At 55.9% G+C, this 26,380-nt stretch carries 22 protein-coding genes and 1 pseudogene; 14 read left to right on the top strand and 9 right to left on the bottom strand.

The genetic code is table 11. From position 1 onward, the window contains the following. Positions 1-101 precede the first annotated feature (101 nt). From ABR39_RS20765 to ABR39_RS20750, 4 genes are all read left to right on the top strand, one after another. Positions 102-1,097, top strand: a complete 996-nt coding sequence (locus tag ABR39_RS20765) for an alpha/beta fold hydrolase (protein ID WP_047348510.1) — start codon at positions 102-104, stop codon at positions 1,095-1,097. Between the two features lie 44 nt (positions 1,098-1,141). Further along, complete coding sequence (locus ABR39_RS20760) at positions 1,142-1,882, top strand: response regulator (protein WP_047348509.1); 741 nt, start codon at positions 1,142-1,144, stop codon at positions 1,880-1,882. Further along, a complete protein-coding gene (locus ABR39_RS20755) occupies positions 1,879-3,177 on the top strand; it encodes an ATP-binding protein (protein WP_047348508.1) in 1,299 nt (432 codons plus the stop codon). The genes ABR39_RS20760 and ABR39_RS20755 overlap by 4 nt, the downstream gene beginning before the upstream one ends. Positions 3,178-3,312: 135 nt before the next feature. After that, positions 3,313-4,503: a cytochrome c biogenesis protein/redoxin gene (locus ABR39_RS20750; RefSeq protein ID WP_047348507.1), complete on the top strand. Its 1,191-nt coding sequence runs from the start codon at positions 3,313-3,315 to the stop codon at positions 4,501-4,503. Between the two features lie 5 nt (positions 4,504-4,508). Here ABR39_RS20750 and tam read toward each other — a convergent pair whose 3' ends face one another. Together tam and ABR39_RS20740 are read right to left on the bottom strand one after the other, a co-directional pair. Further along, complete coding sequence (gene tam / locus ABR39_RS20745; RefSeq protein ID WP_047348506.1) at positions 4,509-5,267, bottom strand: trans-aconitate 2-methyltransferase; 759 nt, start codon at positions 5,265-5,267, stop codon at positions 4,509-4,511. Positions 5,268-5,350: 83 nt separating this feature from the next. After that, on the bottom strand, positions 5,351-5,935 hold the full coding sequence (locus ABR39_RS20740; protein ID WP_047348505.1) for an NUDIX domain-containing protein: 585 nt from the start codon (positions 5,933-5,935) through the stop codon (positions 5,351-5,353). Positions 5,936-6,021: 86 nt separating this feature from the next. Between ABR39_RS20740 and ABR39_RS20735 the strand changes: the two genes are divergently transcribed. After that, on the top strand, positions 6,022-6,789 hold the full coding sequence (locus tag ABR39_RS20735) for a DeoR/GlpR family DNA-binding transcription regulator (protein WP_047348504.1): 768 nt from the start codon (positions 6,022-6,024) through the stop codon (positions 6,787-6,789). A gap of 12 nt (positions 6,790-6,801) precedes the next feature. Here ABR39_RS20735 and ABR39_RS20730 read toward each other — a convergent pair whose 3' ends face one another. From ABR39_RS20730 to ABR39_RS20715, 4 genes are all read right to left on the bottom strand, one after another. After that, positions 6,802-7,173 (bottom strand): VOC family protein, encoded by a 372-nt coding sequence (locus ABR39_RS20730; protein WP_047348503.1) that lies wholly within the window; start codon positions 7,171-7,173, stop codon positions 6,802-6,804. A gap of 87 nt (positions 7,174-7,260) precedes the next feature. Next, positions 7,261-7,689, bottom strand: a complete 429-nt coding sequence (locus tag ABR39_RS20725; RefSeq protein ID WP_047348502.1) for a DUF4354 family protein — start codon at positions 7,687-7,689, stop codon at positions 7,261-7,263. A gap of 81 nt (positions 7,690-7,770) precedes the next feature. Beyond that, positions 7,771-8,214: a PACE efflux transporter gene (locus ABR39_RS20720; RefSeq protein ID WP_047348501.1), complete on the bottom strand. Its 444-nt coding sequence runs from the start codon at positions 8,212-8,214 to the stop codon at positions 7,771-7,773. An 80-nt stretch (positions 8,215-8,294) separates the two neighbouring features. Further along, positions 8,295-9,257 carry an NAD-dependent epimerase/dehydratase family protein gene (locus ABR39_RS20715; RefSeq protein WP_047348500.1) on the bottom strand — a complete coding sequence of 321 codons (963 nt, stop codon included), beginning with the start codon at positions 9,255-9,257 and terminating at the stop codon, positions 8,295-8,297. Positions 9,258-9,351: 94 nt separating this feature from the next. Between ABR39_RS20715 and ABR39_RS20710 the strand changes: the two are divergent. After that, positions 9,352-10,010: pseudogene (locus ABR39_RS20710) on the top strand (LysR family transcriptional regulator). 266 nt (positions 10,011-10,276) lie between these two features. Here the strand turns inward: ABR39_RS20710 and ABR39_RS20705 are convergent. After that, complete coding sequence (locus tag ABR39_RS20705; protein ID WP_047348499.1) at positions 10,277-12,058, bottom strand: sigma-54 interaction domain-containing protein; 1,782 nt, start codon at positions 12,056-12,058, stop codon at positions 10,277-10,279. 455 nt (positions 12,059-12,513) lie between these two features. Between ABR39_RS20705 and ygeW the strand changes: the two genes are divergently transcribed. From ygeW to arcC, 5 genes are read left to right on the top strand one after another with little or no spacing between them, the layout of a single operon-like run. Further along, positions 12,514-13,701 carry a knotted carbamoyltransferase YgeW gene (gene ygeW, locus ABR39_RS20700; protein ID WP_047348498.1) on the top strand — a complete coding sequence of 396 codons (1,188 nt, stop codon included), beginning with the start codon at positions 12,514-12,516 and terminating at the stop codon, positions 13,699-13,701. Positions 13,702-13,760: 59 nt separating this feature from the next. Then, positions 13,761-14,960 carry a diaminopropionate ammonia-lyase gene (gene dpaL / locus ABR39_RS20695; protein WP_047348497.1) on the top strand — a complete coding sequence of 400 codons (1,200 nt, stop codon included), beginning with the start codon at positions 13,761-13,763 and terminating at the stop codon, positions 14,958-14,960. A gap of 32 nt (positions 14,961-14,992) precedes the next feature. After that, positions 14,993-16,210 carry a YgeY family selenium metabolism-linked hydrolase gene (locus tag ABR39_RS20690; RefSeq protein ID WP_047348496.1) on the top strand — a complete coding sequence of 406 codons (1,218 nt, stop codon included), beginning with the start codon at positions 14,993-14,995 and terminating at the stop codon, positions 16,208-16,210. Positions 16,211-16,254: 44 nt separating this feature from the next. Further along, on the top strand, positions 16,255-17,661 hold the full coding sequence (gene hydA, locus ABR39_RS20685) for a dihydropyrimidinase (protein WP_047348495.1): 1,407 nt from the start codon (positions 16,255-16,257) through the stop codon (positions 17,659-17,661). A gap of 12 nt (positions 17,662-17,673) precedes the next feature. Continuing rightward, the gene (gene arcC / locus ABR39_RS20680) at positions 17,674-18,606 is read left to right on the top strand and encodes a carbamate kinase (protein ID WP_047348494.1); all 933 of its coding nucleotides are present in this window, start codon (positions 17,674-17,676) and stop codon (positions 18,604-18,606) included. Positions 18,607-18,665: 59 nt separating this feature from the next. Here arcC and yqeB read toward each other — a convergent pair whose 3' ends face one another. After that, positions 18,666-20,291 (bottom strand): selenium-dependent molybdenum cofactor biosynthesis protein YqeB, encoded by a 1,626-nt coding sequence (gene yqeB, locus ABR39_RS20675; protein ID WP_047348493.1) that lies wholly within the window; start codon positions 20,289-20,291, stop codon positions 18,666-18,668. A gap of 42 nt (positions 20,292-20,333) precedes the next feature. Then, on the bottom strand, positions 20,334-21,092 hold the full coding sequence (gene yqeC / locus ABR39_RS20670; protein ID WP_047349058.1) for a selenium cofactor biosynthesis protein YqeC: 759 nt from the start codon (positions 21,090-21,092) through the stop codon (positions 20,334-20,336). Between the two features lie 32 nt (positions 21,093-21,124). Here yqeC and ABR39_RS20665 point away from each other — a divergent pair, with 32 nt between their 5' ends. The 3 genes from ABR39_RS20665 (at position 21,125) to ssnA (ending at position 26,366) form a co-directional block, all read left to right on the top strand. Then, positions 21,125-21,709 (top strand): NTP transferase domain-containing protein, encoded by a 585-nt coding sequence (locus ABR39_RS20665; RefSeq protein ID WP_047348492.1) that lies wholly within the window; start codon positions 21,125-21,127, stop codon positions 21,707-21,709. Between the two features lie 254 nt (positions 21,710-21,963). Next, positions 21,964-25,035, top strand: a complete 3,072-nt coding sequence (gene ygfK, locus ABR39_RS20660) for a putative selenate reductase subunit YgfK (protein WP_047348491.1) — start codon at positions 21,964-21,966, stop codon at positions 25,033-25,035. After that, the gene (ssnA, locus tag ABR39_RS20655) at positions 25,032-26,366 is read left to right on the top strand and encodes a putative aminohydrolase SsnA (RefSeq protein ID WP_047348490.1); all 1,335 of its coding nucleotides are present in this window, start codon (positions 25,032-25,034) and stop codon (positions 26,364-26,366) included. The genes ygfK and ssnA overlap by 4 nt, the downstream gene beginning before the upstream one ends. Positions 26,367-26,380 lie beyond the last annotated feature (14 nt).

Below are 26,380 nucleotides of genomic sequence, written 5' to 3'. Positions count from 1 at the left end.
ATACATACACAGGCTTGCAATAAACCCGCTTTCGCACATATCCGCTATACATTGAAGTGTTGTTATATCCCCGTAAATTGTACTCAACCGGAGATATCAACATGTTCAGCAAACTTGCTTACTCAGCCATTGCAATGACCGTTTCTCTTGCCACCGTGATGTCCTGCCAGGCCGAAGCCACCGACACAAACGTCGCGGCCGCCTTTGATCGTCCACAGCAGATTAACGCTGGCGATCTGAGTATCGGCTATGTCGACATCGGCCCCAAAGATGGCCAACCGGTCATTTTACTACACGGCTGGCCCTACGATATTCACAGCTACGCCGAGGTCGCACCCGCGCTGGCGGCAAAAGGCTACCGGGTCATTGTGCCTTCGCTGCGCGGCTACGGCACCACGCGCTTCCTGTCAGCAAAAACGCCGCGCAACGGCCAGCCTTCGGCCATGGCGAAAGACATTGTGAATTTGATGGATGCCCTGAATATCAAGCAGGCGGTGTTCGCGGGTTATGACTGGGGTGCCCGTACGGCGGATATCGTTGCGGCATTGTGGCCAGAGCGCGTGAAATCACTGGTCTCGGTGAGCGGCTATCTCATCAGCAGCCAGCAGATTGGTAAACAGCCGCTGCCGCCAAAAGCAGAGCAGCAGTGGTGGTATCAGTTCTATTTCGCCACCGCGCGCGGCGCAGAGGGCTATGCCAAAAACACGCATGACTTCGCGCGCCTGATCTGGTCGCAGGCATCGCCTGACTGGAAATTTAGCGATGCTGTCTTTAACGCCAGCGCCAAATCGCTCGATAACCCGGATCACGTCGCGGTAACGCTCAGCAACTACCGCTGGCGCTTAGGGCTGGAAAAAGGGGAGCGAAAATATGACGGCTACGAGCAAAAACTGGCCGCCTTGCCGAACATTACCGTCCCGACCATCACCATCGAAGGCGGAAACAACGGCGCGCCGCACCCGGCACCGCAGGCCTATGCGGCTAAATTTACCGGTAAATATGAGCACCGGACCTTCGGGGCAACCGTGGGGCACAACCCGCCTCAGGAAGATCCGCAGGATTTCGTCAAGGCCGTTGTCGACGCTGATACACTCTGAAATGTGCTATTTTCAGTACGTTACCCTTCGGTCTGGAGATTTCGGTGGAGCATATTGACCACATCCTTGTCGTCGATGACGACAGGGATATTCGTGAACTGATTGTCGACTATCTCGTTAAGTCTGGCTATCGCGCCACGGGCGCGGCCAACGGCAAGGAGATGCGCGTCGTGCTGGATAAACAGCATATCGACCTGGTGGTGCTGGACGTGATGATGCCCGGCGATGACGGTCTCACGCTATGCCGACAGCTGCGCAGCGGCAAACATAAAGATCTGCCTGTCCTGATGCTCACGGCGCGCAGCGAGGAGACGGACAGGATCCTCGGCCTGGAGATGGGCGCGGATGACTACGTGGTGAAGCCTTTCGTCGCCCGCGAACTCCTGGCGCGCATCAAGGCCATTTTACGGCGTTTTCGCACGATGCCGCCCAATTTACAGGTGACGGAGGCAGGGCGGCTGGTGATGTTCGGTGAATGGCAGCTCGATACCGTCGCCCGGCACTTAATCGATCCGGAAGGGGTGATTGTGGCGCTCAGCGGGGCGGAGTATCGCCTGCTGCGCGTTTTCCTTGACCATCCTCAGCGCGTGCTGACCCGTGACCAGCTGCTCAACCTGACGCAGGGTCGCGACGCCGAGCTGTTTGAACGCTCAATCGACCTGCTGGTAAGCAGGGTTCGCCAGCGCCTGAATGAAGATGCCCGCACGCCGGCCTATATCAAAACCGTCCGCAGCGAAGGCTACGTCTTCACGATGCCGGTCATTATCAAAGAGGTTAACGAATGACCCTCTGGCCACGCTCGCTGCTAGCCCGTTTGCTGATGGTCGTGCTGCCGGGTCTTCTGCTGGCTAACGCCCTGAGCCTGACGCTGGTCATGGTTGAGCGAATGCACAGTGCCCGCACGGTGATGCTCGGTAATCTGGAAAACGATGTCGCAACCAGCGTCGCCATTTTAAACCGGCTACCGGCCAGCGAACGCGCCGCGTGGCTTCCGCGTCTTGAACGAGGTAACTACCGCTATATCCTGGGCAACGGTGAGCCCGGACCCGCGCCGACGGATAAGCGTTCGCAGGATGCCATCCGCACCCTGAAAGCGACGCTCGCGGCACAGTACCCGCTCAGCTTTACCGCGGTTCCCGGTGCCATTTCGCATATTCAGGCTCATCTGATGCTCAGCGATGGCGCGCCGCTGACCATTGATCTGATCCCGCGCATGCCGCCCGTCGCCAGCTGGCTTCCGGTTGTGCTCATCCTGCAGCTGTTGCTCCTGGCGGCCTGTTCCTGGTTCGCCGTGCGGCAGGTGGTGCGGCCTTTTTCACAGTTTACCCGCGCGGTGGATTCACTGGATCCCGCGGCCAGCACGCCAATGACGGAGAAAGGGCCGCTTGAGGTGCAGCGGGCAGCGCACGCCTTCAATGCGATGCAGGCGCGCATTCAGTCTTACCTCCGGGAACGGGCGCAGATCCTGGCGTCCATATCGCACGATCTCCAGACTCCGATTACCCGCATGAAGCTGCGCGTCGAAATGGCCGGGGAACCTGAACTTCGCGACAAGCTCCTGAACGACCTTGACACCATGACGCGTCTGGTGCGGGAGGGGATTGCGTATGCCCGGTCATCAGAATCACTGGAAGAGACCTCGCTGAAGCTGGAGCTGAACGCCTGGATCAACAGCATCGCCTGCGATTATCAGGACATCGGTAAAAACGTGCAGTTTCATGCAGGTAATGCCCGCCTGCCGATCGTCACGCGTCCGCAGGCGCTTCGCCGGGTAATGACCAACCTGCTGGATAACGCCCTCAAATTCGGCGAACGCGCCGTAATAGCCATTGATGATTCGTCTGACAGCGAGGTGGTTATCCACATTGCGGACGACGGGCCGGGGATCCCCGAGGCCGAACTAGAGGCGGTATTACAGCCGTTTTATCGGGTTGAAACATCGCGCAACCGCGATACCGGCGGGACCGGGCTCGGCCTGGCGATTGCCGCGCAGCTCACCGCTCAGCTTGACGGAAAGCTGAACCTGGCGAACCGCGCCGGGGGCGGGCTGCAGGTCGCCATTACGCTTCCGCGCCATTAATTGTACGGCTTTGTATCTCCCGGCCGGGGTGATACAGAGCCAGACAAAAACCGCGCTTTTACACACATCCTGAACACATCAGCACGATGAAATAGCCTCACTGCAGCGTCGCAGGACTTGTTTTGTGAGGTCACTATGTTTCTGGTAATCGCTTTTCTGGGCGGGATGATAAGCCTGCTCAGCCCATGCACGCTCCCGGTTATTCCACTGCTGTTCGCCGGTTTTCAGGGGCAGCGTCGACATATTCTGGCACTGCTCGTGGGGATGATCGTGATGTTCACTCTGGTCGCGATGGTCGTCACCGTCGCCAGCGAGTGGATAACGGAGGCAACCATAGTCGGGCGCTGGGTCGCGCTTTTGATCCTGGCCGCCGCCGCGCTGGCCTTAATTTTCCCGTCCTTCGCCCAGCGCATGGCGGGCCCTGCGGTCAGCGCCGGGAATGTCCTTAACGCCCGAAGCGGGCAAACGCGCGGCACGGCATCGGCTTTTCTGGCCGGGCTTGCGGTCGGGCTGCTCTGGTCTCCCTGCGCGGGGCCCATTCTGGGCGCTATTTTCAGTATTAATATTGCAGGCCATTCGGCCATCGCCACTGGCGCACTGCTTGCCGCCTATGGCAGCGGATGTGCGCTGATGCTGGGCCTGCTCGCTGTCGGCGGCCGCACGCTGATGGCGCCGTTAAGAGCCAGGTCTGCGCTGATGGCGAAACTTCGTCAGGGGGCAGGAGTAGCAATGTTAGCGGCGGTCGTCTTAAACGCGACGGGGATGACCTCGCTGCTGAAAGGGGCAAACGGCGTCGCGGACCGTCTGGAGACCGCGCTCTTGAATCTGGCGAAACCCGCAGCCGCGCCGGTGAAGCTCCAGCCGGTAGTGATGACCGAACCCAGCAGCCAGCTGCCTTCGCTCAGCGGTGGAACAGGGTGGATAAACGGTGACCCTGTCACGTCTGAATCGTTGCGCGGCAAGGTTGTGCTGATCGATTTCTGGACGTGGGATTGTATTAACTGCCAGCATACGCTTCCCCACGTGCGGGACTGGGCCACAAAGTATCAGCCGCAGGGTCTGGTGGTGATTGGGGTCCACACTCCGGAATATCCCTGGGAAAAACCGCTTTCGTCGGTAAAAAATGCGGTCACCAAATGGCAGTTGCCGTATCGGGTTGTGACGGATAACAACTATCAAATCTGGAATGCTTTCGGCAACCAGTACTGGCCAGCGCATTACTATTTTGATGCCAAAGGGCAGCTGCGCTACACCGCCTTTGGCGAAGGAGATTATGAGCAGCAGGAGAAGGTTATTCAGCAGCTGCTCAAAGAAGCCCGCTCATAGCCGGGTCAGGGCTGACGTTGCGCCACGATAAACAGCCGCGGAAAAGCCAGCAGTATCTGCCCGTTTTCCTGGAGCGGGTACTGCTCTTCCAGCAGTTCATGGTAGCGTTTCAGAAACCGTTTCTGCTCGCTCTCATTCAGTTCCTGGAGCCACGGGCGCAAACCGGTGGCGCTTACCCAGTCAATAATCGCCTGGTGAGAGCTCATTTTATGGAAATAGGTTGTCCGCCAGAGATCCACGTCACAGCCCGCCTCCGACAAAATATCGTAATAGGCATGCACGCCCGGGAGAGGTTCGCGGCCGCGGTCAGGGTAGTCCTGCTCCAGCGCCACTTCACGCATCGCCACGTGAGTGGGTTCAAGCCAGTTGTCTGGCATCTGGATCGCCAGCACGCCGTTGAGCTTGAGCAGAGAGACAAGGTGAGGCAGAAGCTCGTAATGGTCAGGGACCCACTGCAGCGAGGCGTTGGCATAAATCAGGCTCAGCGGCTGGCCGGGCTTGTACTGGCGGATATCGGCCTCAACAAAGTGGCAGTCAAGTAGCGCAGCGCGTGCTTCCTCAAGCATTGCGGGGGAGTTATCCACCCCGGTGATGTGTGCCGACGGCCAGCGATGCCTCAACAGCGCCGTGCTGTTTCCTGGCCCGCAGCCTAAATCAGCGACGGTGGTGACTTCATCCAGCGGGATCCTGGCGAGGAGTTCAGCGGCAGGTCGCGTTCTTTCTGCGCCGTACTGCAGGTAAAGAGAGGGGTTCCAGTCGGCCATCTTCGGTTCTCCGTTTTGCAGGCTTCTGCAAGAATAGCACAGGCAAACACCTGCACGGCGGCAGGTGTCCGGAGAACGGCAGTCTAGAGAATACCTTTCAGCGCAACATGATAAAGCAGCATGATGGTCTTCCCGTCGACAATCTTGCCAGTTTCAATGCCGCGTAATGCCTCTTCAAGCGTCATTTCCAGCACGTCGATATCTTCTCCCTCTGCCTTGATCCCACCGCCTGCGCCGGTTCTGTCTTTCGGCTGGTACTCGGCAAGATAAAAGTAGAGTTTTTCCGTGACGGAGCCCGGGCTCATGTAGGCCTCAAAGATTTTCTGAACGCGTGAAACGTGAAACCCGGTCTCTTCTTCCGCTTCTGCTTTTATGCGGCTTTCGGGATCCATATTGTCCAGCAGCCCCGCAGCGGCTTCGATCAAATCGTCCTCATGGCCGTTGATAAAGACGGGGAAACGGAACTGGCGGGTCAGGATCACCGTTTTTTTATCACGGTTGTAGAGCAGAATCGTCGCGCCGTTCCCACGATCGTAGACTTCCCGATGCTGACGCTGCCATTCGCCATCGCGTCGCTGCAGGTCGAAGGTGTATTTTTTCAGGACGTACCAGTTATCTGACAGCGTTTCACCGTCAATGATGCGCACATCTGCACGTTTTGATTGCACGTTTGTTCCTCCTTACGTAGAGTAATCATCATAAACAGCATTATCGTGCAGTTTCAAGATAAAACATGCAACATCGGGAATTCAGGATGCTCACCAGTCAGCGAAAACAATTGATCCTCGAAAAGCTTGAAGCCGAAGGCCAGGTCCAGTCTAAAGCGCTCAGCATTCTTTTCGACGTCTCAGAAGATACTATCCGGCGTGATTTACGCGAACTGGCGGCAGAAGGGCGTTTGCAGCGCGTTCACGGTGGCGCGCTGCCGTCATCTTCTGCTATTGCGCCGTTCGCCGAGCGTCAATCGGTGAAGATGGATGCAAAAAAAAGGGTCGCCCGCAAAGGCGCGCAGCTGATCTCATCAGGCCAGGTGGTGATTGTCGACGGAGGCACGACGACCTCGGAGCTGATTACGTTTTTACCCGCTGACCTGCGTATCACGGTGGTTACGCACAGCCCGAGTATTGCCCTGGGGCTTGTCGATCATCCTTCCATCGAGGTGATACTGATCGGCGGTCGTTTGTATAAACACTCGATTGTCGCAGTCGGCGCAGCGGCTATTGAAGGCATCGAAAATATTCATGCGGACCTGTTCTTTATGGGCGTGACCGGGATCCATCCTGAGGCAGGGCTGACCACCGGTGATTTTGAAGAGGCAAGCATCAAACGTGCATTTTCCGGCAGAGCCGCCGAGACGGTTGTCCTGGCGTCTCCGGAAAAGATAAACACCGCGTCATCGTTCGTGATTGGCGATGTGTCTTCGGTGAACACTATCGTGGTTGAAGATAATACCGATAAGGACTGGATCCGTGCGGTATCGGAAAGAGGGGTATCCGTCCTGTTGACCTCAGATAGTGATTAAAGACGCGTTGAGCTACGGGCACTCCGGCGCATGGCACACCGCCTCGATGTTATGACCATCAGGCGAGATGACAAAAGCGGCATAGTAATTTTCACCGTATGGCCGCAACCCCGGCGCGCCGTTATCGTGTCCGCCGGCGCGCAGGGCGGCATGGTAAAACGCATCGACCTGCTGGCGCGTGTTGGCCACAAACGCCAGATGCAGAGGCGCCGGCTTTTCATTGGTCTGGAAAAGGCAAAGCGAAACGTCGCCTGAACTCATTTCAACACCGTAGTCTGGCGTGCCTTCGTCGATGAGTTCCACGCCAAGCGGCCGAAGTGCCTGGAGGAAAAAGGTTTTACTTTTTTCATAATCACTGACGCCGAATTTCACATGATCGAACATTGTTCCTTCCTTATAAAAGTGAGAAATAAAAAGTATAGAAGGAGAGGGGGATCGAACATGCCAGGGAACGTGTCAGTGTGACAGACATCAATTTATGCAGTCTTTTCCCATGCCGAAACGGACAAATGGCATATTTAAAACGTCAGGGTTTGAACTGGCAAAATAAACGACGCCCGTTCTGTTGTCCCGAGGTTCGTATTTTTTCAACATTTCCAGTTGAATGCCGGTGCTCATAAATGTCTTTCCGGTTTTATCAAACAGGAAAAAACATATTTTATTATCTTTGCCCGGCTCAATACTTTTACCCGACGCGTTATCCAGCGTCACCTTATAGCTGACCATGTATTTCGCTTCGCCCGTTACACTGTTCCATTGGCTTCCCTGAGACTCTTTTTGAGCGAAAATAGTGATCCCGGTAAACTTGTCGCCATGGCTCTCTTTCTCAACGGCCTGAGCCGCCCCGGCTGCGGACAACGCTAACGCAAGGCAAATGCCTTTAGTCAGGAGATTACGCATTTTATCTTCCTCTTCATTTTTTACACTGATCCACTATAAACAGAATTGATTTATGCACCCGCGCGTTATAACGCACAACCGCTACATGGCTGACCGTTTCCGTCCAACAAATGTCCAGCGCAGGTAGTCGTAAAGCCAGTTAAACAGCAGCGTGTATGGCAGGAAAAACAGCACCAGACCAATCTCAACAAAAAATGCCTCGGTCATTGTTAAATTCAGCATAACCATCGCGACAGGGATTAAGGTGACGATCAGTCCCGCTTCAAAACCAACCGCATGGATTGCACGAATGAGGAAGGTTCGCTGAAAGCGGTGTTTTTTCTGCAGCGAGTCAAAGAGTTTATTAAACACAAAATTCCAGGCCGTCGCGGTGAGGGCAGATATCACGGACAGCGAGCCTGACTGGAGTATCGACACGTTCATCAGCCAGGCAAGCGACAGCGCGATGATAACGTTCGCTATCACTTCAAAAATGACAGCATGGAAGATTCTCTCTTTAATACTTTTATTTAATTCAATTTCCATTTGCTTCGGGCTGCTTTTTCAAAAGCTGAAGTATATCAGACATCTTTCAACCCTTTGTAAACGTGCAGGTTAGGATTATGTTAAATACAGCCCAGACCAGCTAATGTGGCATGCACGGCCTCGGTAAGAGGGGTATGCGGTTCATGGCCTAAAAAGGCCATCAGTTTTGCATTGTCCATCTCGATTGACCGCTCCCAAAGAAAGCGCATCTCCCGCATTTCACGCAGAGTGGTGTTGAAGGGGCTCATCGCAGAGACAAGCCACCAGGGAAACGATTTCACCTTCGCCTTAATACCGGCACGCTCCGCGACGTGCTTTATGGCTGCGGTCATCGCTGTCCCGTCAGGATCCCAGTGCCCACGCATGTGGAAACTGGCAAACGGTTCGAGCTCATCCCGACGCGCCAGCAGTGCTGCGAGCGTTTCGGCAACATCCGGCAGGTATGCCCACTGATGGCCTGCGCCGGTTTTCCCGGGGTTTTTAACGACCCGCGGTGGATGGCCTGGTTTGACTAATCCCTGTGAAAACCAGTTGTTGCCAGCGCGGGGACCAAAAAAGTCACCCGCCCGTAAAATTAGCACTTTGCCGCCACGCTGTGCATAGGCTTCGAGTGCCTGCTCCATTTGCACCCGTATAGCTCCTTTTCGGGTAACAGGATTCTGAAGAGAATCTTCACGTAAGAGGGGAAACGCATCCGGGCCGTAGTTATAAATCGTGCCCGGCAGCACAATTAAAGCACCGTTTCGCTCCGCTGCGCTGATGGTGTTATGCAGCATGGGCAAGACCAGATGTTCCCAGTTCCGATAGCCCGGCGGGTTAACGGCATGGACAATCACGCTGCATTCTAACGCCGCAGCCTCAACCTGTTCGGCATTCTGCGCATCACCGCTTAACCATGTAATACGTTTATTGTGCTCGTCGTTTTGCGGAACGCTGCGGCGCAATGCGCGAACATCCCATTCGTCACGGATCAATTTACGGGCAATTTTGCCGCCGATCCCGCCCGTTGCACCCAGTATGAGTACCTTATTTGTGTTTTTCATCGTCAGACCCTTGTTGGATATCTGCTTGACATCTTAATGAGCGCGCGGGCTAAATGTAATTGCATAATATAAGCCAACAGGTATGCATTTTTGTATGAAGCTAAATATCCCGTGGGAATGGTATCGCACCTTCCTGGCCGTGATGAAAGAAGGGTCCTTGTCAGGGGCCGCACGCGTGCTTGCCATCACTCAGCCAACCGCCGGGCGCCACATTGCGGCACTGGAATCAGCCCTTGGTCTTGTTCTATTCGCGTTCAGGATTTACTGAACCGGGAAGCGGATATTGCCGTCCGCATGACCACGCCGGTGCAGGATCAACTGATTGCGCGTCGGATGGGGAAGATTGAAATTGGCCTGCATGCCGCGCCGGCTTATCTGTTACGACGGGGTGCACCGGAAAGTATTGATGAGCTATTTACCCATACGCTTGTGGGTTTCGATACTGTGACTCCCTTTATTTTACAGTCGCTTAAACAATTCCCGCAGCTTAACCGCGATCGGTTTACCGTGCGAACTGACAGTGATGTTGCCCAATTAAACCTCATACGTGCAGGAGCCGGTATCGGGATGTGTCAGGTACAACTGGCCGATTTTCCAGTGCCGTTGCAGAGGATAATGCCTGGGTTCTTTGCATTTCATCTCGACGTCTGGCTGGTGATGCATGAGGACTTACGCCATAGCCAGGCCTGTAAAACGGTATTTGATTTTCTTGCTGAGGATTTACAGGGTTATATCAACAGGGTGCTGCGGTGATTCGTTCGGGAGGTCATTTCAATGTCATGCCAGGGGGCAATGACAAAGTCGATATGCATTTAGTAGATGTATGCAGGTCCTGAATTGAAACCATGGGATGGTGAGCCAGATAAGCTACAATAAGCGTACTCAAACGTTAGTGCGCATAATGTATATTATGTTAAATTGGATATTTGAGGTGATAAGCCTCGTATAATCTGTTGGGTCTTTCCTCCTCTGTTATGGCAAAGCGATCCTTTCACAGGCCATTAGCCCAGGACCAGAGCCTAGACAACGGTCAGATCATATTTTTTGATCTTGCGATACAGCGTGGCAATCCCGATACCCAATTCGTCTGCCGCCTGTTTCTTGTTGCTATAACGGCTTAGGGCATCGCGTATCATCTGCCGTTCCATCTCTTCAAGCCCGGTTACGCCCTCCTCCTCTTTTGCGGCTCTGCCTTCCGTTGTCCCAGAAGCCCCTTCGCGTTCGCCGGATTTACCGCTGCTCACCAGGTTTGGCGGCAGCAGCGAGAGATCGATCACTTCGCCGGATGGGACCACGTTGACCAGATACTCCATCAGGTTGCTCAACTCACGAATGTTACCCGGCCAGCGGTAGCTTTTCAGCAGCGTAATCACCTCCGGCGCTACGCCCGGGTACACCAGTTCCAGCCGACGGGTATGCAGATGCAGGAAATAGTGAATCAGCAGTTCAATATCATCCTGGCGTTCACGCAGCGGCGGCAGGCGTAACGGAATGACGTTAAGCCGATAGTAGAGATCCTCACGAAACTTACCGTCGGCGATAAACCGATCGAGGTTTTGATTGGTGGCGGAAATAATTCGAATATCCACCGGTACCGGATGGCTAGCCCCGACCGGCTGGATCTCGCGCGATTCAATGGCCCGCAGCAGCTTGGCTTGCAGAGTGAGCGGCATATCGCCAATTTCATCGAGAAACAGCGTCCCATGGTTAGCGGCCTGAATCAGCCCCGTTTTACCGTTGGCTGACGCGCCGGTGAAGGCCCCTTTCACATAACCAAACAGCTCGCTTTCCAGCAGCTGTTCGGGAATGGCGGCACAGTTGATGGCGATAAATGGCTTATCTTTGCGATCGCTCAGCTTGTGCACCGCACGCGCAACCACCTCTTTACCGGTTCCGCTTTCCCCGGCAATCATCACGCTCGACGGGCTGGGTGCCACGCGGGTAATCAGCTTTTTCAGCTGCCGCATTGGGCGACACTCGCCGACCATCTGTTCAATCTGCGGCCCTTCCTGCGGCGCGGTAATCTCTGCCGAAGAGTGTGATTGATGAAACGCCATCAGAAACAGCCACTGGTCCTGAATGGCATGTAGCTGGCCGATAATCAGCTCTTTCTTATCATCAATAGAAATCACGTGCTGAACGTGACCGCGAATAAAGTTTTGCGCGAACGTCAGTGGCCGAAAGTGAATCTCTTTACCCACCATATTCCCCTGGCTAACACCAAGGATTTTTAACGCTGCCTGATTAACAAATTTGACTTTCTGCTCCTGACTTACAACCAGTACACCCTGGTCCATATTGTCAAACATCGTTAAAAACATTTTCTGGATATTGTCGCCGCCGCTCTGATCCTCAAGTAAACGGGAGACAAATATGGAAGAGACGTGACGAACATAATCGGAAAACTCGGTGATGTTATCATTGATTCTTTCCTGCTGCTCACGCGTCAGGGCAATCAGACTAATAACGCCAACGCACTGCTCCTGATAAATCACCGGTGTACCCAGGAAGGCCTTTTCTTTGCAGGTTTCTTTACTCTCACAACCTTTGCATAAGGGATCGAAACGCGAATGGGTCACCACCTTCTCTTTTTTTGTTTCAATAATGTAACGAAGAAGTCGCGAGTCTGTATTTAATTTGCGGCCAAGGAATTTGCCGTAGCTGCCCGTACCGGCCACGCGGCACAGGGTATTATCGACAATCTCAACTTCAAGCTGGAGTACGCTGGAGAGCATGCGGGCAAAACGTTGAATGGTCGGCTGAATCTGCATCAAAATAGATGACGAACTGCAAGGTATCATAATATCACTCACTGAAAGCTAACTGGGTGAACGACAACGTTTATTTCTCTGTAATGATACTACCGCAGCCCTTAGCAATAATTGATGCAGGTGCCTTCTCTTTTTCAATTCTTGCGTCAAATATGGAGGCGGTATCACATTTTCATATCAATGTGATAATTCTGATGATGATTTTATCAATTTGGCGCACTTCTCTCGCGAAAGTCTTTTATTTCGCGAAAACACAGCCTGTACAAATAAGCATATAACAAAACTGCTCGCCGTCATTTTTATTATCCATCGCCACAGCGGCTACTTTTTCGTGACAGCCCTCTCATAATTCCACTGTTTCATCCGCGGCTAATCAGGTCGTTTTGAAATTGGCATGCTTATTGTTAGTGAAATATCAGCGCTGGCATTTGCCGCAGCGGTAACCAGCAATCAATAAGCCCGTCATTCACGACCAGGATTGAAATATGAAAACTGTTAACGAACTGATTAAGGAAATCAACACGCTGAATTCGAATCTGCATGAGAAGGATTTTCTGCTGACATGGGAACAGTCGCCGGATGAACTCAAGCAGGTGCTGGACGTCGCGGAAGCGTTAAAAACGCTGCGTGCGGAAAATATCGCCACCAACGTGTTCAACAGCGGGCTGGGAATTTCGGTATTCCGCGATAACTCTACCCGAACCCGCTTCTCCTATGCCTCGGCGCTGAATCTGCTCGGGCTGGCGCAGCAGGATCTCGACGAAGGAAAATCGCAGATTGCCCACGGTGAAACGGTGCGTGAAACCGCAAATATGATCTCCTTCTGCGCCGATGCTATCGGTATTCGTGATGACATGTATCTTGGCGCGGGTAATGCCTATATGCGTGAGGTTGGCGAAGCGCTAGATGACGGCTACAAGCAAGGCGTGCTGCCGCAGCGTCCGGCGCTGATTAACCTGCAATGCGATATTGACCACCCTACGCAGGCGATGGCCGATCTGGCGTGGTTACGTGAATACTTTGGGTCGCTGGAGAATCTTAAAGGCAAAAAAATTGCTATGACCTGGGCCTACTCCCCAAGCTACGGTAAGCCTCTCTCCGTGCCGCAGGGCATTATTGGCCTGATGACCCGTTTCGGTATGGACGTCACCCTCGCCCACCCGGAAGGCTACGACCTGATTCCTGACGTGATTGAAGTGGCGAAAAACAATGCCAAAGCCTCCGGCGGCAGCTTCCGCCAGGTAACGGATATGGCGGAAGCCTTTAAAGATGCCGATATCGTCTACCCGAAATCCTGGGCACCGTATCAGGTCATGGAGCAGCGTACTGAGCTACTGCGCGCTAACGATCGCGACGGCCTGAAAGCGCTGGAGAAAGCCTGCCTGGCACAGAACGCCCAGCATAAAGACTGGCACTGCACCGAAGAGATGATGGCAAAAACCCGCGACGGCGATGCGCTGTATATGCACTGCCTGCCCGCGGATATTACCGGCGTCTCCTGCAATGAAGGCGAAGTCACCGAAGCCGTGTTCGAAAAATACCGTATCGCCACCTACAAAGAGGCCAGCTGGAAGCCGTACATCATCGCCGCCATGATCCTCTGCCGTAAATACGCGAAGCCGGGCATGTTGCTGGAGCAACTGCTGGCCGAAGCGCAAAAACGCATCAAATAGCCTTCCCTGCTGGCCTGTGGGCCAGCATCTCTCCCCGTAATGACGAATAAGGACAGAGTATGTCTGCTTTCTCGCTGAAAATGGATATTGCCGATAACCGTTTTTACACCGGCGAAACGTCGCCGCTGTTTTCGCGCCAGCCAGCGCAACAGGCGCGCCGTTTTCATCAAAAAATTAGCGGCTATCAGCCGACGCCGCTGTACGCGCTGAATGAACTGGCCGCCCTCTTTGGCGTGGGCAAAATTCTGGTGAAGGACGAATCACGGCGTTTTGGCCTGAACGCCTTCAAGATGCTCGGCGGTTCTTACGCGATTGCACAATTGCTGTGTGAAAAGTATCAGCTGGATATCAACGAACTGTCGCTTGACGGCCTGAAGTCACGCATTAAAGAGAAAATGACCTTCGCCACCACCACCGACGGTAACCACGGTCGCGGCGTGGCGTGGGCAGCGCAGCAGCTTGGGCAAAACGCGGTGATTTATATGCCGAAAGGTTCGGCGCAAGAACGCGTGGATGCCATTTTACGCCTGGGCGCGGAATGCATCGTCACCGACATGAACTACGACGACACCGTGCGCTTCACCATGCAGACGGCGCAGAAAAAAGGCTGGGAGGTGGTCCAGGACACCGCATGGGATGGTTACACCAAAATCCCCACCTGGATTATGCAGGGCTACGCCACGCTGGCTGATGAAGCCGTCGAACAGATGTCGGCGATGGGCATCGCCCGCCCGACGCACGTTTTCTTACAGGGCGGCGTGGGCGCGCTGGCCGGCGGCGTGCTGGGTTATCTGGTCGACGTTTACGGCGCGGATAACCTGCATTCCGTTATCGTTGAGCCTGAACTAGCCGACTGTCTCTACCGCTCCGGGGTGAAGGGGCAAATCGTCAACGTCGGCGGCAATATGGCCACCATCATGGCAGGGCTTGCCTGCGGTGAACCCAACCCGCTCGGGTGGGACGTCCTGCGCAACTGCGCCAGCCAGTTTATCTCGTGTCAGGACGCGGTTTCCGCACTCGGTATGCGAGTGCTGGGCAACCCGATCGGCCACGATCCGCGCGTTATTTCCGGCGAGTCCGGCGCGGTCGGTCTTGGCGTGCTCGCCGCCGTTCACTACCACCCGCAGCGCGATGCGCTGATGGACAAGCTGCAGCTGGATAGCCGCTCCGTCGTGCTGATCGTCAGCACCGAAGGCGATACCGACGTGAAGCATTATCGGGAAATCGTCTGGGAAGGCAAGCATCCGGCAGCGCAATAACCCTCACAAATTAAGAACTGGAGAACATCCTTATGGCTAAGCATATTCCTTTTAAACTGATTGTTGAAAAAGCCAACCACTACCAGCAGGACATGACCCGCTTTCTGCGCGATATGATCGCCATCCCAAGCGAAAGCTGCGACGAAAAACGCGTGGTGCACCGCATCAAAGAAGAGATGGAGAAAGTCGGCTTCGATAAAGTGGAAATTGACCCTATGGGTAACGTGCTGGGCTATATTGGCCACGGCCCGCGCCTGGTGGCGATGGATGCGCATATTGATACCGTAGGCATCGGTAATATCAAAAACTGGAGCTTCGACCCGTATCAGGGGATGGAAACCGACGAACTTATCGGCGGACGCGGCGCGTCGGACCAGGAAGGCGGGATGGCGTCCATGGTCTACGCCGGAAAAATTATCAAAGATCTGGGGCTGGAAGATGAATACACCCTGCTGGTGACCGGTACGGTGCAGGAAGAAGACTGCGACGGGCTGTGCTGGCAGTATATTATCGAGCAGTCCGGTATTCGTCCGGAGTTCGTGGTCAGTACTGAACCCACCGACTGTCAGATTTACCGCGGCCAGCGCGGGCGAATGGAAATCCGCGTGGATGTTTCTGGCGTTAGCTGCCACGGCTCCGCGCCGGAACGCGGCGACAACGCCATCTTTAAAATGGGGCCGATTCTCAACGAGCTGCAGGAACTCTCCCACAGGCTGGGCAACGACGAATTCCTGGGTAAAGGCACCCTCACCGTCTCGGAAATCTTCTTCACCTCGCCAAGCCGCTGTGCGGTCGCCGACAGCTGCGCCGTTTCCATTGACCGACGTCTGACCTGGGGCGAAACCTGGGAAGGCGCGCTGGACGAAATTCGTGCCCTGCCTGCGGTACAAAAAGCCGGTGCGGTTGTCTCCATGTACAACTATGACCGCCCATCGTGGACCGGGCTGGTGTATCCAACCGAATGCTACTTCCCGACCTGGAAAGTGGAAGAGAACCACTTCACCGTGCGCGCGCTGAGCAACGCGTATGAAGGACTCTTCGGCAAGGCTCCGGTAGTGGATAAGTGGACCTTCTCCACCAACGGCGTCTCAATCATGGGCCGTCACGGCATTCCGGTGATTGGTTTTGGCCCAGGTAAAGAACCTGAAGCCCACGCGCCAAACGAAAAAACCTGGAAGTCTCACCTGGTCACCTGCGCCGCCATGTATGCCGCTATTCCGCTGAGCTGGCTGGCCACCGAGTCACTGTAGTCCGCTATTCCTCCCGCCGTTCGCGGCGGGAATCTGGAGTTTATATGCGCGTACTGATTAAAAACGGCACCGTCGTCAACGCCGACGGACGAGCCAGGCAGGACCTGCTGATTGAAAACGGCCTCGTTAGCCAGCTGGCCGATAACATCACAGTTGAACAACCCTGTGAAACGATCGACGCCAGCGGCTGCTACGTAATGCCCGGCGGCGTTGATGTTCATACCCATTTCAATATTGATACCGGCCTGGCCCGCAGCTGTGACGATTTCTTTACCGGCACCCGCGCGGCAGCCTGCGGCGGTACGACCACCATCGTCGATCATATGGGATTTGGCCCGCCAGGCTGCCGATTACGTCACCAACTGGAAACCTATCACGGCTACGCCGCCTACAAAGCGGTGATTGACTACAGCTTTCACGGCGTCATTCAGCACATCCACCACGCCATTCTCGATGAAATTCCCATGATGGTCGATGCGGGGATCAGCAGCTTTAAGCTCTATTTAACCTACCAGTACAAGCTGAGCGACGACGATGTGCTGCAGGCGATGCGTCATCTGCACGCCGCCGGCGCGCTCACCACCGTACACCCGGAAAACGACGCGGCCATTGCCCTTAAACGCTCTGAGTTTCTGGCCCAGGGAAAAACCGCGCCCCGCTATCACGCCCTGAGTCGGCCGCTGGAGTGCGAGGCGGAGGCTATCGCCCGGATGATTAACCTCGCGCAGCTCGCCGGTAACGCGCCGCTGTACATTGTGCACCTGTCGAACGGGCTGGGGCTGGAATACCTGAAGCTGGCGCGTTCACGTCATCAGCCGGTATGGGTTGAAACCTGCCCGCAGTATCTGCTGCTCGATGACCGCTGCTATGAACGCGAGGATGCGCTGAAGTATCTGCTCAGCCCGCCGCTGCGCAACGCCAGTAACAATGACGCGCTGTGGTGCGGGGTGAGCGACGGTTCGATCGATGTGATGGCCACTGACCACTGTGCCTTTTCGATGGCCCAGCGTCAGCATTTATCAAACGGCGATTTTAGCCGCTGCCCGAACGGCCTGCCGGGGGTGGAAAACCGTCTGCTGCTGCTGTTCTCCCACGGGGTAATGACCGGACGCATCACGCCCGAGCATTTTGTGGCGCTCACCAGCGCCAACCCGGCGAAGCTGTTCGGCCTGTGGCCGCAAAAAGGCGTGCTGACGCCGGGCGCGGACGGCGACGTGGTGATTATCGACCCGCGCCGCACCACCACCATTCGTCACGAAATGCTGCACGACAACGCCGACTATTCACCGTGGGAAGGGTTTATCTGTCAGGGCTCCATTTGCCAGACGCTGTCGCACGGCCGGGTGATTTTCAGCAATGGGAGCTTTAGCGGCGTCGCCGGACAGGGCCGTTTCCTGCGTCGCGCTCCTTTTTCTTCCGCTCCGATCCCCATGAGCGGAATATCATCTTAAAGAGAGGATGTCATGAGTAAAAAAATTGTACTCGCGCTAGGCGGAAACGCGCTGGGCGACGACCTGGCCGGGCAAATGCAGGCGGTTAAACAAACCGCGCAGGCCATCGTCGACCTGATTGCTCACGGCCACCAGGTGGTGGTGACGCACGGCAACGGCCCGCAGGTAGGGATGATCAACCAGGCCTTTGAAGCGGCCGCCAAAACCGATGCCCATACCCCAATGCTGCCGATGTCGGTGTGCGTGGCGCTGAGCCAGGGCTATATCGGTTATGACCTGCAAAATGCGCTGCGCGAGGAGCTTTTGTCGCGCAATATGCATATTCCGGTCGCCACGCTGATTACCCAGGTGGAAGTCGACGCCAACGATCCGGCGTTCAGCAACCCAACCAAGCCTATCGGCTCCTTCTTTAGCAAAGAAGAAGCGGAACAGCTGGCCCTGAAAGGCGATATCCTGAAAGAGGACGCCGGGCGCGGATATCGTCGCGTGGTCGCCTCGCCGCAGCCTGTCGATATTATTGAAAAAGAGACGGTGAAGGCGTTGATAGATGCCTGCCATGTGGTGATCGCCGCCGGTGGCGGCGGGATCCCGGTGATCCGCGAGGGGAATCATCTTCGCGGCGCCAGCGCGGTCATTGATAAAGACTGGGCTAGCGCGAAGCTGGCGGCGATGATTGATGCCGACATGCTCATCATTTTGACCGCTGTGGAGAAAGTGGCGATTAACTTTGGGAAACCCAACGAACAGTGTCTGGATAAACTCACCTTAGGCGATGCCGACCGTTTTATTGCCGAGGGCCACTTTGCCAAAGGCTCTATGCTGCCGAAAGTGGAGGCCGCAGCCTCCTTTGCCCGCTCTCGTCCGGGGCGTAAAGCATTGATTACCGTATTGAGCAAAGCGAAAGAAGGTATTGAAGGAAAAACCGGCACGATTATCGAAGGGTAAACGTCGACCGACCACAAGAAGTGACGCCGGGGCGGGTTTTGAGCCGCCCCGGCGTTGACTTACGCCTCAACCGGGCAACGATTTTGCTGTTTAATACGCTGGTTTGTTAGCGTCATCAGCGCTTCCAGCACGCCACCGCCAATCGCCCTCGCCTTATCCGATACGCTGGTGTAGTCAGCCTTATCGCCGCGTGGGTCAATATCGCTGATTTTAAAACCACTATCCACCACCAGACCGTCGTTCAGCAGCCCGCGCACCATGCCGCTGAGCGGTGCCTGAATCTCCGTCTCGCCGACGGTGGCAATCACCTCGCCCTCTTCGACGATATCGCCCAACTTCACGCGCGAGCGCATCACCCCCGCGCCGGGCGCGCGGATCACCCGTTTTGCAGTATGCCCCATAATGTTACCCGGTACGCCGGTGTTGTCCTGCGCGCGGCCCTGATAGATAACCTGACCCAGCCAGTGCCCACGGTTGGTTTCAATCACCGCATGGCAGTCGATACCCGCGCAAAAGCCCGGCCCCAGCGCAATGACCGACGGCGCCAGCCCGCAGTGGGTACCCAGGTTTTCTTTCGCGAGGATGGCATCGACCACACAGCCAGGATTCAGCTCACGCAGCGATTCACACAGCGGATCAACCAACACGGGAATCACACCGTTATCCGCCACCTGAATCGCCTCCTGGACGGAATCGACGCGGAGCGCGGTCACGCCTTCTACCGTCATTTCTCCGTCAAAAACCGCCTGGGCAAAGGCCACGGTACGGCGGATCACCGTCGGTTTCTCCACCTCCAGCATCACCACTTTAAACCCGGCGTGCCACAGCCGCAGCGCCACGCCCGTCGCAATATCCCCCGCCCCGCGAATGGCCACCCGCAGCGGCTGAGTGGGAGAGTCGCTGGCCATCATCAGCCCGCCCGGCGCGTTATTTTTGACCTGTAAGATCTCCGCCAGCACGCTGATGGCGATTTCATTCGGCGTCTCAGCGCCAATGTTGTAGCCCACCGGCGCGTGCAGCCGGGCGATATGCTCCTCCGCGACGCCGTTTTCGCGCAGCTGGCGTAAAAACACCTGTACCTTGCGACGGCTGGCCAGAAGCCCCAGCCAGGCGGTAGGCAGTACGGCCAGCTTATCCAGCGCTTCGCGATCCTGGTTATTGGTGGCGATCAGGACATAGTTATCTGGCTGAACGGCCAGCTTATCGACGGCTGCGCCAAAGCTCTCGGCGTGTACCAGCTGGGTGAACGGCGGGAAACGTTCAGGATTAAGGCTTTCCGGATAAATATCCGCCACCGCGAGCTCAAAACCGAGCAGCGCAGCGCTGTGCGCTACGGCGCGATTCACATGCCCGGCACCAATCAACACCAGCCTGGGACGCAGCCCATGAACGCTGATGTATACCGACATCGCGCCGCCGCAGTCCGAGCCCACCGCATCGGCCCCGGTGCGCGTCATTCGGCCATGAAACATGCGCGAGGCCTTTTCACGCAGGGCATCAAGCGCTTCATCAATCACCCGGCGTTCGACCATGCCGCCGCCGATGGTGCCGACAATGCTGCCATCATCACGAACCAGCATCTGTGCGGAATGTCGGGGAGTGGAACCACGGCTGTCGACGATCTGTGCCAGCGCGAACGGGCGGTTTTGTGCTTCGAGTCTTGCCGCTTCTGAGAAAATATTCATAACAACCTCAAATGGATATCCCTTCATTACCCCAGAATGGAGTCACTTTCTCACTCGTCTGCGCGTAATCGCCGGACGCGACTGGACCGAACCGGCCCAGATAGCGTCAACGTCCTTTCTCATTATCAAATTGCCAGGCTGCAAATTCTCATTTTGAGAAAGCTGGTTGAGCAGCCAGATACGCCGACAGCCCGTCGGCGCGCCTTTAAACGCCCCTTCCGGATGCTGAACCAGGCGATGCAGCATCGGCCACGTCAGCGCGTCATGCGCCGTGGCGCCGGTGATGCTGGAAAAAAGTGGCCAGCGGTGGACAGCGGCTGGACCAACGGGTTTCCCGAGCATCCCCGCTCCGGTAACGGCAACTACGCAACAGCAGGAATTAGGGATGCAAGGTTCGTGCACATCCGGCGCTTTAAGTGCAAAACCGTGAGCGCCGTCAGCTTCTACCAGCACGACGTCCGGCTGGCCGCTCGCCATGAGCGCATCCAGCTGCGCTGGCGTGAAGCCTCTGACCTTTCCCGCTTCCGGCAGCCAGGCGGAAAAACACGCCTGTAGCGGCCGCTGCCAGAACGCGGCGGGCAGCGCATGCGGGTCGCGACAGAGGGTCACCGGCAGCGTGCGGGGGAGAAACATGTGGGTAGTGGTGGTCAGCAACACGCGCCGCCCCGCCTGCTGAAACAGCTCTGCCAGCCAGAACAAGGTGCTGGTTTTGCCACCCGCTCCCACGGCGGCGATCAGCAAAGGGCCGGCAGTGGCGTTTAAATCACATAACAGCTCGTCAGCGTGCGGTATATTTTCCATGTTGCGCATTATCTCTCTATTCAGGAGCAAAAATGCAGGTCGATTGTATTATTACCGCCGCGGGGCTGTCCTCCCGGATGGGGCAATGGAAAATGATGTTACCCTGGCAAGGTGGCACAATACTTGATGCAAGTATTAAAAATGCGCGACGCTGCTGCTCGCACATTATTTTAGCGATCGGGTTTCGCCATCAAGAGCTAATTGAGCGATATTCATCGGTCCCGAACCTGACGCTCGTTTATAATCCTGACTTCCGCCAGGGGCTCTATTCTTCGGTAAAAGCGGGTCTTCAGGCATTACGTCATGACTATTGTTTTATCACCCACGGAGACCTGCCGTGCCTTGACGATGCTATTTTTCATGGCCTGTGGGAACAGCGCTTCGAAGGCACGCTGATGCCCTATTACGGCGGGGTTCCGGGGCACCCGATTCTCACATCCACCAGCAATTTGCGGCGCTGTTTAAGCGGAGAACAGCAGACATCGGTACGCCAGTCGCTGCTCACCGGCCCCTGCCGACAGATCCCGCTCAATAATCCAGCGATCGTTCTCGATATTGATACACCGGAAGATTATAGCCGACTCAATAAGGGTGAAAATAAAGATTTGCGCAAATGATATTATCAATTTGATAGGGCGCTGTCGTTTTTGAGAAATAAAAAAACGCCCTTCAGGTGAGTGATTTTAATTCTCACCAATGACCCAGCCTCTCTCTCTGAAGCCGTTTTAACTTTAGACTTTCCTCACGTTTTTATACCGATTCCGTCTATGAATCCAATTTCTGGCGTGATTGTTGCTGAGCTCCCCTTACCCGTCGGAATTATCGCAATACCGACCACTATGATTTAACAGGTAAGTCTAAGGAGAGGATTATGGGCGATATCATGCGTCCCGTTCCGTTTGAGGAACTCTTAACGCGTATTGTTGATGAATACCAGAATCATCGTTCCATCTTTGGTATTCCGGAGCAGCAGTTTTATTCAGCGCACGCCCCGTATAAGGTGAGCGTATTTGGTGAAACCTGCGCCACGCCGATTGGCCCGGCTGCGGGTCCGCATACCCAGCTGGCGCAAAACATTATTACCTCCTGGCTCACCGGCGGGCGGTTTATCGAACTGAAAACGGTACAAATCCTCGACCGCCTGGAGCTGGAAAAACCCTGTATTGATGCCGAAGACGAATGCTTCAACACCGAATGGTCCACTGAATTTACCCTGCTGAAAGCCTGGGATGAGTACATGAAGGCGTGGTTTATTCTGCACCTGCTGGAGGAGATCCTGCCGCTGACGCCGTTCAAAGACGGTAAGTCGTTTATCTTCAATATGAGCGTTGGCTATAACCTCGAGGGCATAAAAGAGCCGCCAATGCAGCAGTTTATCGACAATATGATGAACGCGGGTTCGCAGCCGAAATTTGCCCGGTATCGCGACACGCTGGCCCGCTGGCTGCGACTGCATCACCCAGATAAAGCCGCGCTGGCGAGCCGCATTCCGGCAAAACTGGTTCAGAGCGTGACGCTCTCTACGATGCACGGTTGCCCCCCGGACGAAATTGAAGCGATCTGCCGCTATATGCTGGAAGAAAAGCAGCTGAATACCTTTGTGAAACTCAACCCGACGCTGCTGGGGTTCAAACGGGTGCGTGAAATTCTCGATACCTGCGGCTTTGGCTATATTGGTCTGAACGAAGCGTCGTTTGACCACGACCTGAAAATCGACCAGGCGCTGGCGATGCTCAAGCGCCTGATGTCGCTCGCTAAAAGCAAGAATCTGGGCTTCGGCGTGAAGTTAACCAACACCCTTGGTACGGTGAACAACAAAGGCGCGCTGCCCGGCGACGAAATGTACATGTCCGGGCGCGCGCTGTTCCCGCTGTCGATCAACGTCGCCGCCCTGCTGTCGCGAGAGTTTGATGGCAAACTGCCGATTTCTTATTCCGGCGGCGCGAGCCAGCTCAACATCCGCGATATTTTCGAGACCGGCATTCGACCGATCACCATGGCAACCGATCTGCTGAAACCCGGCGGCTACCTGCGCTTAAGCGAATGCATGCGCGAGCTGGAACAGGCCGACGGCTGGCAGATGACGCAGGTCGACGTTGAGCGCCTGAACGCGCTGGCGGAAAAAGCGGTCAGCATGGCGTATACCCAGAAGCACTGGAAACCGGACGACCGGATTGATGTGGGTGAAACGCTGCCGTTGACCGACTGCTACGTCGCCCCCTGCGTCAGCGCGTGTGCTATCAAGCAGGATATCCCCGAGTACATTCGGCTGATGGGCGAACAGCGCTACGTTGACGCGCTGGAGCTTATCTATCAGCGCAACGCGCTGCCGGCGATTACCGGCCATATTTGCGACCATCAGTGCCAGTACAACTGTACGCGCCTCGACTACGACAGCGCGCTGAACATTCGTGAACTGAAGAAAATCGCCCTCGAAAAAGGCTGGGATGAATATCAGCGCCGCTGGCATAAACCCGCCGGTTCAGGCACCCAGCACCCGGTCGCGGTGATTGGCGCGGGACCCGCAGGTCTGGCCGCGGGGTATTTCCTTGCGCGCGAAGGTTACAGCGTCACGTTATTCGAGCGCGAAGCTAACGCGGGCGGCGTGGTGCGCAACATTATTCCTCAGTTCCGTATCCCCGGAGAGCTTATCCAGCAGGATATCGACTTTGTGGTGAGTCACGGCGTCAATATTGTCTACGGCTGCGACCCCCACCTGACGGTGGAAAAGCTCCAGCAACAGGGATTCCGCTACGTTCTGGTCGGCACCGGCACCGATAAAAACAGCGGCGTGAAGCTCCAGGGTGATAACCCGAACGTGCGTAAATCGTTGTCCTTCCTGCGTGAATATAACCGGGGCGATAATCTGCAGTTAGGCAAGCACGTGGCTATCGTTGGCGCGGGGAATACCGCGATGGACTGCGCCCGTGCGGCCTTACGCGTACCGGGCGTTGAGCAAGCGACAGTCATCTACCGCCGTTCACAGCAGGAGATGCCAGCCTGGCGTGAAGAGTATGAAGAAGCCGTACACGATGGTGTTACCTTCCGCTTCCTGAATAATCCAGAGCGATTCGATGCCGACGGCACGTTAACCGTACGCGTAATGGCGCTGGGCGATATCGATGAAAAAGGCCGTCGCCGCCCGGTAGAGACAGCAGAAACCTGTACGTTACGGGTCGACACGTTGATTACCGCCATTGGTGAGCAACAGGACGGCGATGCGCTGGCCGCGATGGGTATTCCGCTGGACGCGCACGGCTGGCCGGAGGTGAACGCCGATGGTGAAACCCGCAAACCGGGTGTATTCCTGATTGGCGACGTACAGCGCGGACCGTCTTCAATTGTTTCCGCCATCGGCAACGCTCGTCGGGCTACGGAGACGATTCTGGCCCGGGAAAATATCCGCAGCCATCATGGCAACAAGCACTGGAACAACGTTGATCCCGCTGAAGTGTACCGGCGTAAAGGCGCCATTGTGGTCGCCAGCGTAGGCAAAGACGATCGCGATGCGTTCGTCGCTCAGGAAGCCGCACGCTGCCTGGAATGCAACTATGTGTGCAGTAAATGCGTGGACGTTTGCCCGAACCGCGCCAACGTGTCGATTGCCGTCCCCGGTTTCGAAAACCGCTTTCAGACGCTGCACCTCGACGCCTACTGCAACGAATGCGGCAACTGCGCCCAGTTCTGCCCGTGGCAGGGCAAACCGTACAAAGACAAAATTACCGTCTTCAGCCTGCCGCAGGATTTCAGCAACAGCAGCAATCCGGGCTTCCTGGTCGAGGGGAATCGCGTCCATATTCGCCAGAACGCTCAAACCTGGCTGCTGACGCTCGACGACGGCGGGCAGTTCAATCAGATACCACCGCAGCTGGAAGCCATGTGCCGCATCATCAGCCATGTCTATCGCCATCATCACTATCTTCTGGGGGCCGTTGAAGTATGAGTCAGCTACTGCTAAAAAACGCCACTATCGCCCAACTCTATCCGGCGATGGTGCAGGAAAACGTCGACATCGTAATCGAAAATACGAACATCGTCGCGGTCGGGCCCGATCTTGGGCATCAATACCCGCAGGCAAAAATCAAGGAGATGCGCGGCAGGCTGGTGATGCCGGGAATGGTCTGTTCCCACAACCACTTCTATTCGGGATTGTCGCGCGGCATTCAGGCCAATATCGCCCCGAGCCCGGACTTTATCTCCACGCTGAAAAACCTTTGGTGGCGGCTGGACCGCGCGCTGGACGAAGAGTCGTTGTACTACAGCGGGCTTATCTGCGCCATGGAGGCGATTCGCAGCGGCTGTACGGCGGTCATCGATCATCATGCCTCGCCGAACTACATTGCCGGCTCGCTGAGCCAGCTGCGTAACGCTTTCCTGAAGGTGGGCCTGCGCGGCATGACCTGCTTTGAAACCACCGATCGTAACGGTGGCCAGCAGGAGCTCCAGGCCAGCGTCGAAGAAAATATCCGCTTTGCGCGCGAAATAGACCGCGCGCGCGAAGCGGGGAATGCGCCATACCTGGTCGAGGCGCATATCGGCGCGCATGCGCCCTTTACCGTCACCGATGCAGGGTTATCGATGCTAAGCGAGGCGGTGAAGGCGACCGGTCGCGGGCTGCATATCCACGCGGCTGAGGACAGCTATGACGTCTCGCATAGCCATCATCACTACGCTAAGGATCTGCTGGTTCGCCTGGCGGAGTTTGACCTGATCGGCCCGAAGACGCTGATCGCGCACGGCCTGTATCTCTCCGACGCCGATATCGCCTTACTGAACGAACGCGACGGTTTCCTGGTGCATAACGCGCGCTCAAACATGAATAACCACGTGGGCTACAACCACAAGCTCACCGCCTACCGCAACCTGGCGCTGGGCACCGACGGCATCGGTTCCGATATGTTTGAAGAGCTGAAGTTCGCATTCTTCAAACACCGCGACGCCGGTGGCCCGCTCTGGCCAGACAGCTTTGCCCGGGCGCTCAGCAACGGTAATACCCTGCTCAGCCGCAACTTCAATGCGCAGTTTGGCCGTATTGCCGCGGGATATAAAGCGGATCTCACCGTGTGCGATTATCTGCCGCCTACCCCGTTAGTGGCGGAGAACATCGCCGGGCATATCGCCTTTGGCATGGGTTCGGGCAACGTGCACAGCGTGATGGTCAACGGCGTGATGGTCTATGAAAACCGCCAGTTTACCTTCGACTGTGAGCCGATTTTCGCCGAAGCGCGTAAGGTGGCGGCGAAGATGTGGAAACGAATGGATGGGCTAGACTGAACCACAACATCAGG

Source organism: Enterobacter genomosp. O (assembly GCF_001022965.1).
GTDB lineage: Bacteria > Pseudomonadota > Gammaproteobacteria > Enterobacterales > Enterobacteriaceae > Enterobacter > Enterobacter cloacae_L.
This window is presented reverse-complemented; position numbering and strand designations above follow the sequence as displayed.